Origin of the sequence: Thalassospira profundimaris (assembly GCF_003326795.1) — a bacterium.
Classification (GTDB): Bacteria; Pseudomonadota; Alphaproteobacteria; order Rhodospirillales; family Thalassospiraceae; genus Thalassospira; species Thalassospira profundimaris_C.
Genome location: NZ_JPWI01000002.1, coordinates 51,501 through 66,167 on the forward strand (window position 1 = coordinate 51,501; position 14,667 = coordinate 66,167).

The following is a 14,667-nucleotide window of genomic DNA, read 5'->3' on the forward strand; positions in this document are numbered from 1 at the left end:
ATTAATGCAATCGCCTTTGCCAACTGACCCATTCCGGCATGTAGGTTCCGATGCCGGGAGCGAGGATCTCGGCTATGGTTTCGTCATTGAAATCAGTCTTTTCGAAAAGCTGGCGGGCAACGCCCTTAAACTTGTCGTGGGTGAGTTTCCCTTTAACCAATGAACGGTTCTCTTCGAGCAGGCTGATTTTGTCACGAAGCGCTTCGATCAGTTCATGCTGGTCGGTGCCTTGGGCTGCCAGTGTCGTGTCAGCATGATGATATGCGCCGGTTTTGCGGATGGATGGCAGGACTTCGGATGTCACCCACTTTTTGAAGCGCTTTGCTTCCGGCTTCCTGCTCCGAAGGATCAGGGAGTAGAGACCGCTTTCATTGACGATCAGCAAACTCTGATCACCGCCAGCTGTCCCCACAATATGGGTACCCTTATCGTCGTCATCGAGCATTCGCAGACCTTTTTCGGCATCGCGGTAGCCAAGTGCTTTACAGACATCTGTACCCACAGCCCAGATCTGGCCGTCAATTTCGATGGCGCGAAAATCGACGTTATCGAAGTGAAAGGTAATGATTTCGCTCATTTCTGCCCCTTGCCTGTCGATGATGCGTGTTTCGTTCTGGTTGTAGAAACGCATCGGGATTCTTTTGATTACTCGACCTGGTGACTACTGCGCAAGGGTAAAAAGGCATGTTCTCGCAAGAATAGGTTTCTCAAAAAATGTAGCAATAACAGTACATTGCATAAGAATGCATGAGAGTGCACAAGATTGCACGAAAATGCAAAAGATTGCATGATAGTGCACGAGATGGCACAACTTTACCCTGTCGTGATGGGGGCAGGATAGGTTTGGTGGGCCCACCAAACAGCCCAAACGGGCTTCCTGCTTATTCGCATGGCGGTGCCATGCTCAACGGACAAAGGAATAAGACAAACAGCTTCCGGATTTGCTAGAACTCACGGGCATGATTCGTTGTGCGTGTGAAGGTTGGATAGGCGTCATTGAAATCGTGATGGGAATTAAGTTCTGTTGGTTGACTTGGGGTGAGCAGTTGCTGTTATGCCCTGCAAAAATGACAGACGTTAAAAAATGTCGGGGGAGAGGTGTATGAACGCGGTCGAGATTGAAGAAGCTATTTCCGCACTTGCAGCAGCACCGTTTGACGGTGATGAGTTCCCTTACGCCTTTCTTGAAGCCTTCGGGAACAAGGCCACGACCATTAAGCGCCTGCGCGCGGGCAGTTCGAACAAATCCGACCTTGGTGGTGTCCTTCAGACCAGCAACATCCATATCAAGACCTGCGCCGCTGGTGAGGTAACTGACACTCTGGCCGCGCTTCGGGCGAGCGGAGCAACCACCCGCGCCAAGGCGAAGTTTGTGCTTGCCACCGATGGCATCGAATTTCAGGCGGAAGACCTGGCCAGCGGGGAGGTCGTTGTCTGCGATTATCCCGGCTTTCCCGATCATTTCGGTTTTTTTCTGCCGCTTGCGGGTATTTCGACCGTCAAGCAAATCAGGGAAAGTGCGTTCGATATCAAGGCGACAGGGCGTCTTAATCGCCTGTATGTCGAGCTTCTAAAAGATAACCCTGAATGGGGGACTGCCGAACGCCGCCACGATATGAACCATTTCATGGCGCGTCTGATCTTCTGCTTCTTCGCAGAGGATACTGATATCCTGCATCCGAACTATGGCTTTACGCTGACGGTCGAGCGGATGAGTGCTAGTAACTCGTCCAACACCCACGAGGTGATTGGCGAGATTTTCCGGGCAATGAACACGAAGACCGAGGATAAGGCGAAAGCAAATCTACCGCGCTGGGTCGATGGCTTTCCTTATGTCAATGGTGGCTTATTCTCGGGCAGTACGGATGTTCCGCGCTTTTCCAAGATTGCACGATCTTACCTTTTGCATATCGGTAATCTCGATTGGAAGCAGATCAACCCTGATATTTTCGGGTCGATGATCCAAGCCGTTGCCGATGACGAGGAACGTGGCGCACTTGGTATGCACTACACCAGCGTGCCGAATATCCTAAAGGTGTTGAACCCGCTTTTCCTTGATGATCTGCGTGAGAAGCTGGAGGAGGCTGGCGACAATGCACGAAAGCTCCGCAATCTGCGCAACCGCATGGCGCGGATCAGGGTCTTTGACCCTGCCTGCGGGTCTGGCAACTTCCTTGTCATCGCTTATAAAGAAATGCGCGCGATTGAGGCCGAAATAAACAAGCGGTGCGGTGACCCTGATCGCCGTACCGAAATTCCGCTGACGAATTTTCGCGGGATCGAGCTTCGCGACTTCCCCGCCGAAATCGCGCGTCTGGCGCTGATCATTGCCGAGTATCAGTGCGACGTGCTCTATCGCGGCCAGAAGGAAGCGTTGGCGGAATTCTTGCCGCTTGACGCCAAGAACTGGATTACCTGTGGCAACGCCCTGCGGCTCGACTGGCTGAGTATCTGTCCGCCCACAGGAACTGGTGTGAAACATCATGCTGATGATCTTTTTCAATCACCAGTTGATCAGGCGCAGATCGACTTCGAGAACGAGGGCGGGGAGACCTATATTTGCGGGAATCCTCCATACAAAGGCAGCAAGTGGCAAACTTCTGAACAGAAATCAGATATGGCTAACGCTTGGAGTTCAAAGCCTAGCCTTGCAAAAACCACTGATTTCGTAAGTGGATGGATTGCGCGCTACTTAGACTACGCAAAAGCTGTTCCAGAGGCAGTTGCAGCTTTTGTTGCAACGAATAGCATTTGCCAAGGTCAGCAGGCATCCGACATTTGGGCGCATGTTTTTGCGCAGGATGTTGAAATTTCATTTGCACATGTTCCCTTCAAATGGAGCAACTTGGCTAACTATAACGCGGGCGTGACCGTTATCATTGTTGGCTTAGGGAAGAAGTCGAATTCAGCCAAGAAGCTGTTTAACGGAGATATCGTGCAAAGCTGCACGGTTATTGGTCCATACTTGGTTCCTAATCGCTCCGAAGTGGTGGCGAAGTCAACGTCACCTGTTGGTCAGCAGTCACAAATGCTCTTTGGGAATATGCCGAGAGATGGAGGAAACCTGTTCGTAACCTCTGATGAGGCCGAAGTCTTGAAACAAGATCCGGCAGTGGGCCATATGGTGCGACGCTTTTTGGGCTCTGAAGAGCTCATCAATGGAAAACAGCGCTACTGTCTATGGATCGAAGAAAAAGAAGCTGACATCGCTGCCAGCCATCCATTCATAGCGGGACGTTTGAAAAGGGTCAGTGAAAGCAGGCAGGCCTCGCAAGCAGCCTCAACGCGTGACTTTGCCGCAAAGCCCTATCGTTTTGTTCAAATTGCAGGCGTCGCGAGAAAAACACAGATTCTTGTGCCTGGTGTCAGTTCCGAAAATCGAGAGTATCTTCCGTGCGATCACTGCGATGAAAGCGCTATTGCATCTAACAAGCTCTTTGCTCTCTATGACGCTCCCCTTTGGAATATGGCGTTGATCGTGTCGCGTCTTCATTGGGTGTGGATCGGAACAGTCTGTGTGCGGATGAGAACAGACTTCAGCTACTCCAACACCCTTGGCTGGAATACTTTCCCCGTCCCTAAGCTTACTGAGAAGAATAAGGAAGACCTGAACCGCACCGCCGAGAATGTCCTCTTGGCCCGCGAGGCCCATTTTCCGGCAACAATCGCTGATCTCTATGATCCCGAGAAGATGCCCACCGACCTGCGCGCGGCACATGATCGCAATGACGAGACCCTTGAGCGCATCTATATCGGCCGTCGCTTCCGCAACGACACCGAACGGCTTGAAAAGCTCTTTGAACTCTACACCAAGATGACCGCAGGCGGTGCAGACAAGAAAAGCAAGGCGGGGATGGTAACGTGACCGGTTTGATCACGACAGAACATCAGTTGCAAGACGTGATGCTGGCAGACGAATTCGAGCATCTCGAGTTCAAGGCGGCGGAACGCAAGTTTGCGAGCGAGGATTTGTTCGAATATTGCGTTGCGCTGTCCAACGAGGGTGGCGGCAATCTCATTCTTGGTGTGACTGACAAGAAGCCAAGGCGCATTGTCGGTACATCGTGCTTTCCCAACATTGCGCAAATCAAAACCCGCATTCTGGATACGCTGAACTTCCGTGTGGATGTTTTCGAGATCATGTCCAGCGGCAAGCGGGTACTTGTATTTAACTGCCCGTCTCGTCCGGTCGGGACGCCCCGTGCCTATAAAGGCAAGTATATGATGCGATCGGGGGAGTCCCTCATTCCCATGACGGCCGAGGTGCTTGAACGGATATTTGCCGAATCCCAACCGGACTATTCACGTCAAGTCTGCACGGGGGCGACGATTGAGGATCTTTCGACCGAGGCGATCGCTGAATTCCGCGCCCGCTGGGTGCGCAAGAGTGGCAATCGCGCCCTGGAGGGGGCGAGCAATAGCCAAATCCTGGCGGATGCGCATCTGTTGGACAATGGCGGCGTTACGCTTGCGGCTATGATCCTGCTTGGCAAGCCGGAAAGCCTGACGCGATTTTTGCCTCAAGCTGAACTGATCTTCGAATATCGCCAAAATGATGCGTCCATCGAATATCAGGACCGTGTTGAATACAGGGCCGGCTTCTTCCTGTGGGCTAACAGCATCTGGGAGAAGATCAACGCCCGCAACGAAAAGCATTCCTACCGGGAGGGCCTGTTCCGCTATGAAATCCCGGCCTTCAACGAGGATGTCGTGCGCGAAGCGTTGCTCAATGCGGTAACACATCGCGAATATCGCGATGGGCGTTCGATCTTCGTCCGCCAATATCCGAACCGACTTGAGATCACAAGCCCCGGCGGCTTTCCGGACGGGGTCACAGCGGAAAATATCATTTATCGACAGCATCCTCGCAACCGGCGAATTGCCGAGGCGCTCCAGTTTTGCGGTCTTGTCGAACGGTCAGGCCAGGGAGCTGACCGCATGTTCCGCGTGTGCATTCAAGAGGGCAAAAACAGGCCAAACTTTGCAGGATCTGACGAAGCCCTCGTTATCCTTAACCTTGATGGTCAGATTCGCGATCCACGCTTTGTTCAATATCTGGATCGCCTCGCAGGAGAACGTGGCATCAGCCTGAACATCAATGACTTCCTTGTCCTTGATTTGGTGCGAAAAGGCCAAGCGGTGCCGGATGAACTGAAGGATCGCCTTGCTCATCTCATTGAGCAGGGTGTGATCGAGAAGACGGGACGTGGTCGTGGCGTGACCCATGTGCTGTCACATGCCTTATACCAGCATGTCGGACAGTCCGGTGCATACACGCGTCGCAAGGGGCTCGATGAAGGGCATAATCAGCAACTGGTTCTCCAGCATATCAGGAATTGCGGGGAGACTGGTGCCTCCATGACAGAGTTCGAACAGGTGCTGCCCGACAAGACACGGCCGCAGATCAGTGCGCTCCTCAAACGTCTCAAGGAAGCGGGCAAGATCAGAGTCAAGGGCAAAACCAAGGGTGCCAGATGGTTCCTGGAAAAAGCAGAACGAGAGCGGAACAATTGAGACGAATTAAATCTGTAGATTTAATTGTGGATACAAAAAAATCATTAAATATCAATTTGATAAATGGGAATTAAATGCAATCCGTTGGTATTCCAACAAGATGAGATGCAAAAAAGTTTGTTGATCGGGTTTTGATTTTGCAGAGGCTGAATATGGCGGTTTGGTTTGAACATGATGAGATATCAATGTTTTGTGCGGATTTGAGGGGCGGTATTGTTGTTGATCACGTTTTAATCGGTCGCCGCGTCCGCAACAGTTCAAAACAGTCAGGCAGGCTATTGGCTTCAAATGCAAAGATCGTCGTGTACAGGGACGTAAACCGCCAAGGCAGGAGCGTAAGAAAATGAACCAGACCAAATCCGTCCCTTCTGTTTCTGTCACCTATGCACAGAGCGGCAACTCGACCAAATCCAACGAACTTGGCATGCGCCCCATGCAGGAACGTGCCTATGAGAAGCGTGGCGAGCAATATCTTTTGATCAAGTCGCCCCCGGCATCGGGCAAAAGCCGTGCTTTGATGTTCATTGCGCTTGATAAGTTGCACAATCAGGGCCTGCGCAAGGCCATCATTACTGTTCCGGAAAAGTCGATCGGTTCCAGCTTTGCTGACGAGCCATTATCGAAGTTCGGTTTCTGGGCGGATTGGCAAGTGGTGCCCAAATGGAACCTTTGCAATGCGCCGGGCGGGGATGAGGGTAAAGTTGGCGCGGTGAAGACGTTTCTTGACAGCGATGACCGTATCCTGGTCGCGACCCATGCGACATTCCGCTTTGCCGTCGACAAGTTCGGAATAGAAGCCTTTGATGACTGTCTGATTGCGATAGATGAATTTCATCATGTATCTGCCAATCCCGACAACAAGCTTGGTGCGCACCTGGCCGAACTGATCGCCCGCGACAAAGTGCATGTGGTCGCAATGACCGGCAGCTATTTCAGGGGCGATGCCGAAGCAGTGTTGATGCCCCGTGACGAGGCGAAATTTGATACGGTTACCTATACCTATTATGAACAGCTCAATGGCTATAAGTACCTGAAGTCGCTTGATATCGGGTATTTCTTCTATACCGGGGCTTATGCCGATGACATTCTGAAGGTGCTTGACCCGACGGAGAAGACGATCATCCATATCCCGTCTGTTAACTCGCGAGAAAGTACCAAGGACAAAATCCGCGAAGTCGAGCACATCATCGAAGAGCTTGGTGAATGGCAGGGTACTGATCCGGTTACGGGCTTTCAGCTTGTGAAAAGCGGTGATGGTAGGATCTTGCGGATCGCTGATCTTGTGGATGACGATCCGTCTAAGCGCGACAGGGTTTCAGCCGCACTCAAAGACCCGGCCCGGAAGAACAACCGTGATCATGTGGACATTATCATAGCCCTTGGTATGGCCAAGGAGGGGTTTGACTGGATTTGGTGCGAACACGCGCTCACAGTTGGCTATCGATCGAGTTTGACCGAAATCGTGCAGATTATCGGTCGTGCGACACGCGATGCAGAAGGCAAAACGCGTGCGCGCTTTACCAACCTGATTGCCGAGCCAGATGCTTCGGAAGAGGCGGTGACAGAGGCAGTGAATGACACGTTAAAGGCGATTGCTGCCAGCTTGTTAATGGAGCAGGTACTTGCACCTCGCTTCAATTTTACCCCCAAGTCAACTACGAGCGGCCCGCAAGAGGGGTATGACTACGGCGAAGGTGGATACGATCAAAACAGCTGTAATGTGGGTTTTAATGAAGATACCGGGCAGTTCCAGATTGAGATCAAGGGGCTGGTAACGCCGAAGACTAAAGAAGGTGAGCGGATTTGTCAGGAAGACTTGAATGAAGTGATCGCAACCTTTGTTCAGGACAAGCCAACGGTGGAGCGCGGGCTTTTTGACGAAGAACTTGTGCCAGAGGAACTGACCCAGGTGCGCATGGGCAAGATCATTAAAGATCGATATCCCGAACTTGACGATCATGATCAGGAAGCTGTTCGTCAGCATGCGATTGCAGCTCTTAACCTTACACAGAAGGCTAAGGAGGCAGCACTGGAGGCTGGTGTCGCTGACAAGGCAGGAAACAATGCACTGATTCAGGGGGTGCGAAAGTTTGCGATGGATGTTCGCGAGCTTGATATCGACCTGATTGATCGTATCAATCCGTTCAGTGAGGCCTATGCGATCCTTGCCAAGGCGATGAGTGAAGAAAGTTTGAAGCAAGTTGCCGCTGTGATTTCAGCAAAGAAGGTTCAGCTTACCCCAGAAGAGGCACGGGACTTGGCCAAGCGTGCACTGAAATTCAAGCAGGAGCGTGGGCGGCTTCCGTCTATTACATCGCCAGATGCTTGGGAAAAGCGCATGGCAGAAGGCGTGGCATTTTTGGCTCGTATGAAACAGGAAGCGTCCAATGGGTAAGACGTTTACTGACGACGATGATGCTCTACTTGCCGAGCTTGGTGTTGAGGTTGAAGCTAAGAAAGCCCCAAGTCGGACACCGCGCGAAGAACGCATTATTGCCGGCTTTGAGGAAATCCAGCGGTTTGTTGATGAGCACGGCCGACCTCCGCAACACGGTGAAGACCGCGATATATTTGAACGTCTGTATGCGGTTCGTCTTGACCGTATCCGCGAGCAGGCAGATGTGCGTACAGTGGTCGAGGAGATAGATCATCAGGGGCTGCTGAGCGATGGTGCTGCTGTGGATGCAGCTTCAAACGAAGATCTTGATGATGATGCACTTCTTGCGGAGCTTGGAGTTGATGCCGAAACGCCCTCGATTACCGAACTTCGACATGTGCGTTCGATGGCTGAGCGACGCGCAGCAGAAGAAGTTGCAAATCGGGACCGTTGCGAAGATTTCGATAAGTTCAAGCCGCTTTTTGAGCAGGTTCAAAAGGAGCTTGATACCGGGTTGCGCGAAACGCGCCCGTTTGAGATGAAGGCCGAAATTGAGCAAGGTCGCTTTTTCATCGTCGGTGGTCAGAAAGCGTTTGTGGCTGAAAAAGGCGAAACAACGCTTACGGATCAGGGGCGAACAGATGCCCGGTTACGGGTGATTTTCGACAACGGTACTGAGAGCAACATGCTGTTGCGTTCTCTTCAGCGTTCGCTCAACAAAGATGAAGCAGGGCGGCGTATTACGGAGCCTACGGCGGGACCGCTATTTGCAGATCAAACGATTGATGGCGATGAAGCGAGCGGGACCATTTATGTGCTGAGGAGCGGGTCGGATCATCCGCTTGTCTCTGAAAACCGCGACTTGGTGCACAAGATTGGCGTCACGAATATGAGTGTCGAGAAGCGTATCGCGGGTGCGCGACTTCAACCGACTTTCTTGATGGCAGATGTCGAAATCGTCGCGACATATGACCTCTTCAATATTAACCGCACGAAGCTGGAAAACCTCATTCATCGCATCTTTGAGCCTGCCCGGCTTGAAATTGAGGTCCCAGACCGCTTTGGCAGGCCCGTTGTGCCACGCGAATGGTTCCTTGTTCCGCTATTTGTGATCGAAGAGGCAGTCGAGCGGATCAAGGATGGCTCTATTTCTGGCTACGTTTACGACCCGCAGCAGGCTTCTTTGATAAGACGTGGCGCAAGTGCTTCCACCGATGGCAAATCTAACGGGAAGGCCGGTCATGAATAAGACCTCTCAAACGGATAAGCCTAAACGGAAAAAGCGTGGGCCACGTTTCGTGCGGTTGCTAGGCCCTACACTGGATGCCCTTCGTACATTAGGGGGCATAGCAGAACCCAAGCAGGTTTTCGAGGAAGTCGCAAAGAGCTCTGTGGTTTCTGAAGATGATCTGAAGCTTACCAACAAAAACGGTCTGTCGAATTACGAAAACCAGGTTGGATGGGCGAAATTTTATCTGGGCAAGGCCGGACTGGTCACAAGTAAGAAGAGAGGCGTTTGGGAACTGACAAATGAGGGGCGAGAGACGCAGCTTGACCATGAGGCGGCGCTCGAACTGTTTGAGGATGTCCATGCTCGCTATAAAACCGCTTCCGATGATGATGACGAGGAAGCGCCTTCAGACGATTTAGGACACGATATCTTTGATGATCCGAAGCGACAATTTTGGTTTGTTGGCGCGGTTTGGAACGGTAATGAAGATCAACTGGAGCGTTTCGTCTCAGAAGGTGTCTGGCAAAACGGATATACGGACAGGCATTCCGGTCATGTCGCACGTATGCGACCCGGAGATCGGATCGCGATCAAGTCCACCTATGTTCAGAAATACAAGTTGCCATTTGTAAACCACGATAAGCCTGTCTCGTGTATGCGGATCAAGGCGTTGGGCACAATTACGCATGCCTCCACAGATGGCCGAACGGTTAAGGTTGCTTGGCAACCCTTGGAACCGCCGCTCGAATGGTATTTCTTTACCTATCGGATAACCATTGTCAAAGCAGATGCATCGGATGAGTACGCTCGCCGTTTGATCCTATTCACCTTTGCCGGACATAAGCAGGACTATGAATTTTGGTTGCGACAGCCTTATTGGGTGAAACGATATAGAAAGTCGGAATCCAGTCAGACAGAAATCGATCTTGAGCAAGAGGAAGTGGAGCTCGACAACGACGCAGCCGAGTTCGTTCCTTACGGGCTCGGAGACATTGTTGCTGATGGTTGTTTCTTGCCACAGCGCGATATTGATGGCGCGATTTCACGTCTGGAAGCGAAGAAGAATCTAATTCTTCAAGGCCCTCCAGGAACAGGAAAGACATGGCTGGCCAAACGATTAGGCTATGCGCTGATTGGTACGCGGGATCGTGCAATGGTTCGCAAACGTATGCGGTCCATTCAGTTCCACCCTTCTTTGTCATATGAAGATTTTGTGCGGGGGTGGCGTCCTGATGGAGACGGGCATCTCGCGTTGATTGATGGCATGTTTTTAGAGGCTATAGAAGCTGCTCGCGCCGAGCCTGATCTTCCCTTCGTCGTTATCATTGAGGAAATCAATCGCGGGAACCCAGCCCAGATCTTTGGTGAAATGCTTACCCTGCTGGAAAAGGACAAGCGTCGTGAGGAGGAGGCAATTGAATTGGCCTATTCGCGCGCCGAGGGTGAGCGTATCTTCATTCCACAAAATCTCTTTGTCATCGGTACAATGAACATCGCCGACCGTTCGCTTGCGCTTGTTGACCTCGCTTTACGCCGCCGTTTTGCCTTCGTGTCTCTTGATACCAATCTTAACGATATTTGGCACAAATGGTGTTGTGAGCAGACTGGTATGGACGTAGCGGTTCTAGATCGCATCAAGATTGCGATGAAAGAATTAAATGCCGAGATTGCGGCGGATAAGTCACTTGGTCCGCAATTTTGCATTGGACATAGTTATGTCACTCCTGGCACTGACGATGAAATTCGTGATGGAACCCTCTGGTTTAAGGATATCGTCGAGACGGAAATCTATCCGCTTCTGGAAGAATATTGGTTTGATAATCTAGATAAGGCCGCTGCTTCTAGGGACCGATTGTTGCAGGCGATGTGATGATGGACGCGACGTTCACGTCTTCTGATACGACCGATATTCGTCTTGTTTACGACAAGATACCGGTGCGCAATGTTTGGTTCCTATTTCTCTATGCGCATGACTTGGTCAAGTTTCGGGGGAAATTTGATGCAGAGATCGAGGCCTCACCCGACTTCAAATCGCTGATCGCGCGGTTACTTTGTTACACAGTAGAAAATCGTCTCCGGCACAACCTCAGCTTCGGATATCGACACCGTGAGGACACGCTGCGGCGCGTGCGTGGGCGTATCGACATGCTACAGACTGAGACGCGTGCGTTGCTAAGTCGAGGTGAGATCGCGTGCCGGTTTGAAGAGCTTACCATCGACACTCCACGCAACCGTTTGGTTCGTGCAGCCCTGAGCGTCGTCGGTGGGGTGCTCGATAATGACCGTTTGAGACATCGTACAAAAATGCTAGCGGGGGCACTTGGCAGATCTGGCGTTAGCGCAGTAAACCCGTCACGTGCGGATATGGCCACGGATCAAATCGGACGACATGAAGCCGAAGATCGGCTTATGGTTTCACTCGCTCGCGCGGTCTTCGATCTCGTGTTGCCGACAGAGGAAACGGGCACACGTTCTGTTTTGGATGCAGATCGAGCAGAGACAGAGTTTCGGAAGCTCTTTGAAAGCGCTATCGGAAATTTCTTTAACGCTGAACTGTCTCGTGAAGATGGTTGGCGTGTTTACCCTGGTAAGAAATTTAAATGGCCTATTGATGCTGCTTCTTCTGGGATTCAACATTTCCTGCCGAGCATGGTTACAGACATTATTCTCGAAAATGAGAGAGAGGATCGGCGGATCATCATTGATACCAAGTTTACGAACGTGTTTACACGCTCGCAGCATGGAGGGGCATTACGCTTTAAAACGGCACATATCTACCAGCTCTACGCCTATCTTCGTAGCCAGGAACGGCACGATGAACCGCGTTCTCTGTTCTCGGAAGGTCTTCTTTTGTACCCGGCGATTGATGCCAATATTGATGAGTCGGCTGAGATACAGGGGCATCATATCCGTTTCGCGACTATCGACCTTATGCTGCCAGCTTTAGAACTGAGCCAGCGCCTGCGTGCCATTCCCATGGAAAGCCGCTTGAGCCGCCCTATCTCGCCGTCTGTTTCTCATCGCGGATGACTCCTAACGGATAGCACTACAAACCTTTGGGAAACTTCATTGAGTTGGGGAGGTTGGCCCGGTCTATGAAGGTTTTCGGCGTTAAGATACTTAGCACTTCTCTGTGCGCCAAGATCAAAACCATAGCTAACGGATCCTGATGGGCTTCCAATAGCAGAAACATCTTCCAGTTTCGCAAGGCCCGTGTCGATAGGCTGGGCTGCCGAGGAAGGATCTCTCGTTTACCAAGGTAGCGTCGCCAGAGGGCGGGGGTGTTGGGATGTCGAACAAGCGGACGAGGCTTGTAGTGGTATTTAGTTATGGCCCATCGTCCGTCTTTCGTACGTTGTTTGTCTTGTCTTGCTTCAAACACTCCGAACCGTTCTTCAAGCTTCTTCTTGCTGCAAGATCGATCCAACTGGCTGGCCTTCATCGCCTGTCCATCCGGGCTCATCAGAACCATGCCATTGCCGCGCAGCTTGAGGCTGATGTCATATCCTGCCAGAACCTCGTGTGCTTCCTCCCAGTTCGTGGCTTTCCCTAAACCCTCAAGTATTTCCTCTCGATGTTTCAACACATGCCGCTGGAATGATTCTTGCCAGGTATGGGCCTCATAGTCCCGCGCAGCAGGTGAGAGCATGTTTGGATCACGCTCTTTGCCATCTGTCATGCCAGGGTCGATGGCAAGACCGTATTTCTTCTCCATCTCGCGCGAGACCTTGGCGAGGATCTTAAAATCCCGATGCGGGGTGACAACCTTGAGCGTTTCCGGATGCACTTTGTTAAAGGCAATATGCATGTGGAAATTATCAGTATTGATATGGGTGCCTGCCACCCGCTGATGATCTTCGTAGCCAAGTGCCTTGGCATATTCTGCCTCAATGGCCATCAGATCCTCTTTGGTCAGTTTGTCCTGCTCGCCAGAGCGGAAAGAAACGACAAGGTGATAGGTCTTGTCGGCAATATCGGGCTTTTGTCGCCGAACTGCTTCGATCTCCAAAAGGGCTAAGTCAAGATCCTCGATATTTGTGCCGGCATCGCAATTGCGGATCCAAAACTGATCGAGCTTCTCGCCTTTTTCTTCGGCGGCGGCGATGTACTCACCAAGGCGGGTATAATTGTCCGGCACACCGGATTTCTTGCCGATCTTAGTTGCGATCATGATTTGTCCTGCAGGTTCTTGCCGGGCTGAAGCTGCATCCGGATATCGCCAATGGCTGCTTTGATCTCGGTCTGCGTCGCCTCTATATCGCGGTTCAGGCTGTCGAACTTCTTTAAAAGATCAGCCGAGAGTGGCTCATCTAGCGCAAGCTTGAACAGATTACCCAAGCGGGCCTGATCGGCATTGACCTTGAGCAGGTCGCGAATGCCCTGCCATGCGGCAAAGTCGCTGACACTGGGCAATTTTGTGTTCATCAACAACCGTTTGAGCAGTTCCGAGCGTGAAAGGCGCAGCTGGTGGGCAAGCTGATCGATGCGGGCTTTCTCTTCGTCGTTGAGATAGGTTTTGATGACGTGACGTTCGGTGGCCATTTCTTGTTCCGCTATTGCCCGGAAGATTCTGTGGGAGAACCACCTGGCATCATTTCGGCCCGCATACTCTCGGGGAGGGTGGCATCAAACCCGCCAACCAGATTGACGATACTGCGTGTAAAATCGGCACCGAACTTGCGCTCATACACCTCTTTGGCTTTTGCGATGAGATGCGGCTCTCGTTTGTCGGGGTTGCTGTAATTGATCAGGTTTGCAAAATACCGTGGATCAAAGGTGATGGTTTTGGCGAAGACCACGTTGCGACCCCCATCGCAGACTTCAAACTCGACCATTTCAATCAGCCTGTCTTCTTCGGTCTTGCGACGGTAATCAACAAAGCACCAGGTCACTTCGTAAAACTTATTTCCCCTTGTGATATGACCTTTTTCGTCGAAACGAGCTTCGGGAATGCGATCAGTGATGGCCAGACGCAGTTCGTCTTGTCCTTTGATGATTTGTTGTCCGAAGATTGAGAGGCCCTTGGAACGATAGGCAAACATCCAGGGGATGTTGCGCAAGGTCGCATCGTGGAAGCGGTAGCCTTCCGCTTCAATCCAGTTTTCCAGCATGGTGCGCGCAACTTTCGACGAAATCCTGACGCCGGTCTCTTTGCGGATGATGTAGATCACGCGGTCAAACTGGGTGAGAACGATGCCGAGGATCTTGAGCGAGATGCCTTCCATGCCGCGCTTGCGACTGCTGCCTTTGCTCTGGTTCTTTCGCACATAGGGGCACCATTCAAAATTATCGGCATTGAAATAATCAAACCCGGTGACTGGTTTACCAGTGTGACGTCCATAAGGTCGGTCAGTATGACGGAGTTCTTCATAAAGTCCTATGATCTGAATAGGATTATCGCAGGCTGGACATACGGCATATTCGCGCTGTTTGTCGTCGGAAACCTGATACCAGGGTTCGAGTTTTCTGGTGTCGCGTTCAAAGGCCGTGCGCTCGATCTCTTTTTCGTCGAAAGTCTGCGCCTGCAATTTATAGACGTGCATTA

10 protein-coding genes are annotated in these 14,667 nt (G+C 51.6%); 6 read left to right on the forward strand and 4 right to left on the reverse strand.

What is annotated here, in order from left to right; all coding sequences use genetic code 11:
• Position 1 precedes the first annotated feature (1 nt).
• Positions 2-577 carry a BRO-N domain-containing protein gene (locus tag TH30_RS04605; protein ID WP_258548608.1) on the reverse strand — a complete coding sequence of 192 codons (576 nt, stop codon included), beginning with the start codon at positions 575-577 and terminating at the stop codon, positions 2-4.
• 525 nt (positions 578-1,102) lie between these two features.
• On the opposite strand from TH30_RS04605, the gene TH30_RS04610 reads away from it, so the two are divergent.
• The 6 genes from TH30_RS04610 (at position 1,103) to mcrC (ending at position 12,152) form a co-directional block, all read left to right on the forward strand.
• Positions 1,103-3,865 carry a class I SAM-dependent DNA methyltransferase gene (locus TH30_RS04610; protein ID WP_114096922.1) on the forward strand — a complete coding sequence of 921 codons (2,763 nt, stop codon included), beginning with the start codon at positions 1,103-1,105 and terminating at the stop codon, positions 3,863-3,865.
• Positions 3,862-5,514, forward strand: a complete 1,653-nt coding sequence (locus TH30_RS04615; RefSeq protein ID WP_114096923.1) for an ATP-binding protein — start codon at positions 3,862-3,864, stop codon at positions 5,512-5,514. The genes TH30_RS04610 and TH30_RS04615 overlap by 4 nt, the downstream gene beginning before the upstream one ends.
• A gap of 343 nt (positions 5,515-5,857) precedes the next feature.
• On the forward strand, positions 5,858-7,909 hold the full coding sequence (locus tag TH30_RS04620) for a DEAD/DEAH box helicase (RefSeq protein WP_114096924.1): 2,052 nt from the start codon (positions 5,858-5,860) through the stop codon (positions 7,907-7,909).
• Entirely contained in the window at positions 7,902-9,140 is a 1,239-nt protein-coding gene (locus TH30_RS04625) for a GIY-YIG nuclease family protein (protein WP_114096925.1), read from the forward strand. The genes TH30_RS04620 and TH30_RS04625 overlap by 8 nt, the downstream gene beginning before the upstream one ends.
• Positions 9,133-10,992, forward strand: coding sequence for an AAA family ATPase (locus tag TH30_RS04630; RefSeq protein WP_114096926.1), 1,860 nt, complete (start codon positions 9,133-9,135; stop codon positions 10,990-10,992). Before TH30_RS04625 ends, TH30_RS04630 begins: the two co-directional genes overlap by 8 nt.
• A complete protein-coding gene (mcrC, locus tag TH30_RS04635; RefSeq protein WP_114096927.1) occupies positions 10,992-12,152 on the forward strand; it encodes a 5-methylcytosine-specific restriction endonuclease system specificity protein McrC in 1,161 nt (386 codons plus the stop codon). Before TH30_RS04630 ends, mcrC begins: the two co-directional genes overlap by 1 nt.
• 16 nt (positions 12,153-12,168) lie before the next feature.
• Here mcrC and traI read toward each other — a convergent pair whose 3' ends face one another.
• The 3 genes from traI to TH30_RS04650 are packed head-to-tail and all read right to left on the reverse strand — an operon-like array spanning position 12,169 to position 14,665.
• Positions 12,169-13,293: a TraI/MobA(P) family conjugative relaxase gene (gene traI, locus TH30_RS04640; protein ID WP_114096928.1), complete on the reverse strand. Its 1,125-nt coding sequence runs from the start codon at positions 13,291-13,293 to the stop codon at positions 12,169-12,171.
• Complete coding sequence (locus TH30_RS04645; protein ID WP_114096929.1) at positions 13,290-13,664, reverse strand: plasmid mobilization protein; 375 nt, start codon at positions 13,662-13,664, stop codon at positions 13,290-13,292. Before TH30_RS04645 ends, traI begins: the two co-directional genes overlap by 4 nt.
• A gap of 11 nt (positions 13,665-13,675) precedes the next feature.
• A complete protein-coding gene (locus TH30_RS04650) occupies positions 13,676-14,665 on the reverse strand; it encodes a hypothetical protein (RefSeq protein ID WP_114096930.1) in 990 nt (329 codons plus the stop codon).
• Positions 14,666-14,667 lie beyond the last annotated feature (2 nt).

What these genes read in the sequence shown, in the direction of transcription:
- TH30_RS04605 (WP_258548608.1), bottom strand. Translation starts at nt 577, where the DNA reads ATGAGCGAAATCATTACCTTTCACTTCGATAACGTCGATTTTCGCGCC.
- TH30_RS04610 (WP_114096922.1), top strand. Translation starts at nt 1,103, where the DNA reads ATGAACGCGGTCGAGATTGAAGAAGCTATTTCCGCACTTGCAGCAGCA.
- TH30_RS04620 (WP_114096924.1), top strand. Translation starts at nt 5,858, where the DNA reads ATGAACCAGACCAAATCCGTCCCTTCTGTTTCTGTCACCTATGCACAG.
- TH30_RS04625 (WP_114096925.1), top strand. Translation starts at nt 7,902, where the DNA reads ATGGGTAAGACGTTTACTGACGACGATGATGCTCTACTTGCCGAGCTT.
- TH30_RS04630 (WP_114096926.1), top strand. Translation starts at nt 9,133, where the DNA reads ATGAATAAGACCTCTCAAACGGATAAGCCTAAACGGAAAAAGCGTGGG.
- mcrC (WP_114096927.1), top strand. Translation starts at nt 10,992, where the DNA reads ATGATGGACGCGACGTTCACGTCTTCTGATACGACCGATATTCGTCTT.
- traI (WP_114096928.1), bottom strand. Translation starts at nt 13,293, where the DNA reads ATGATCGCAACTAAGATCGGCAAGAAATCCGGTGTGCCGGACAATTAT.
- TH30_RS04645 (WP_114096929.1), bottom strand. Translation starts at nt 13,664, where the DNA reads ATGGCCACCGAACGTCACGTCATCAAAACCTATCTCAACGACGAAGAG.
- TH30_RS04650 (WP_114096930.1), bottom strand. Translation starts at nt 14,665, where the DNA reads ATGCACGTCTATAAATTGCAGGCGCAGACTTTCGACGAAAAAGAGATC.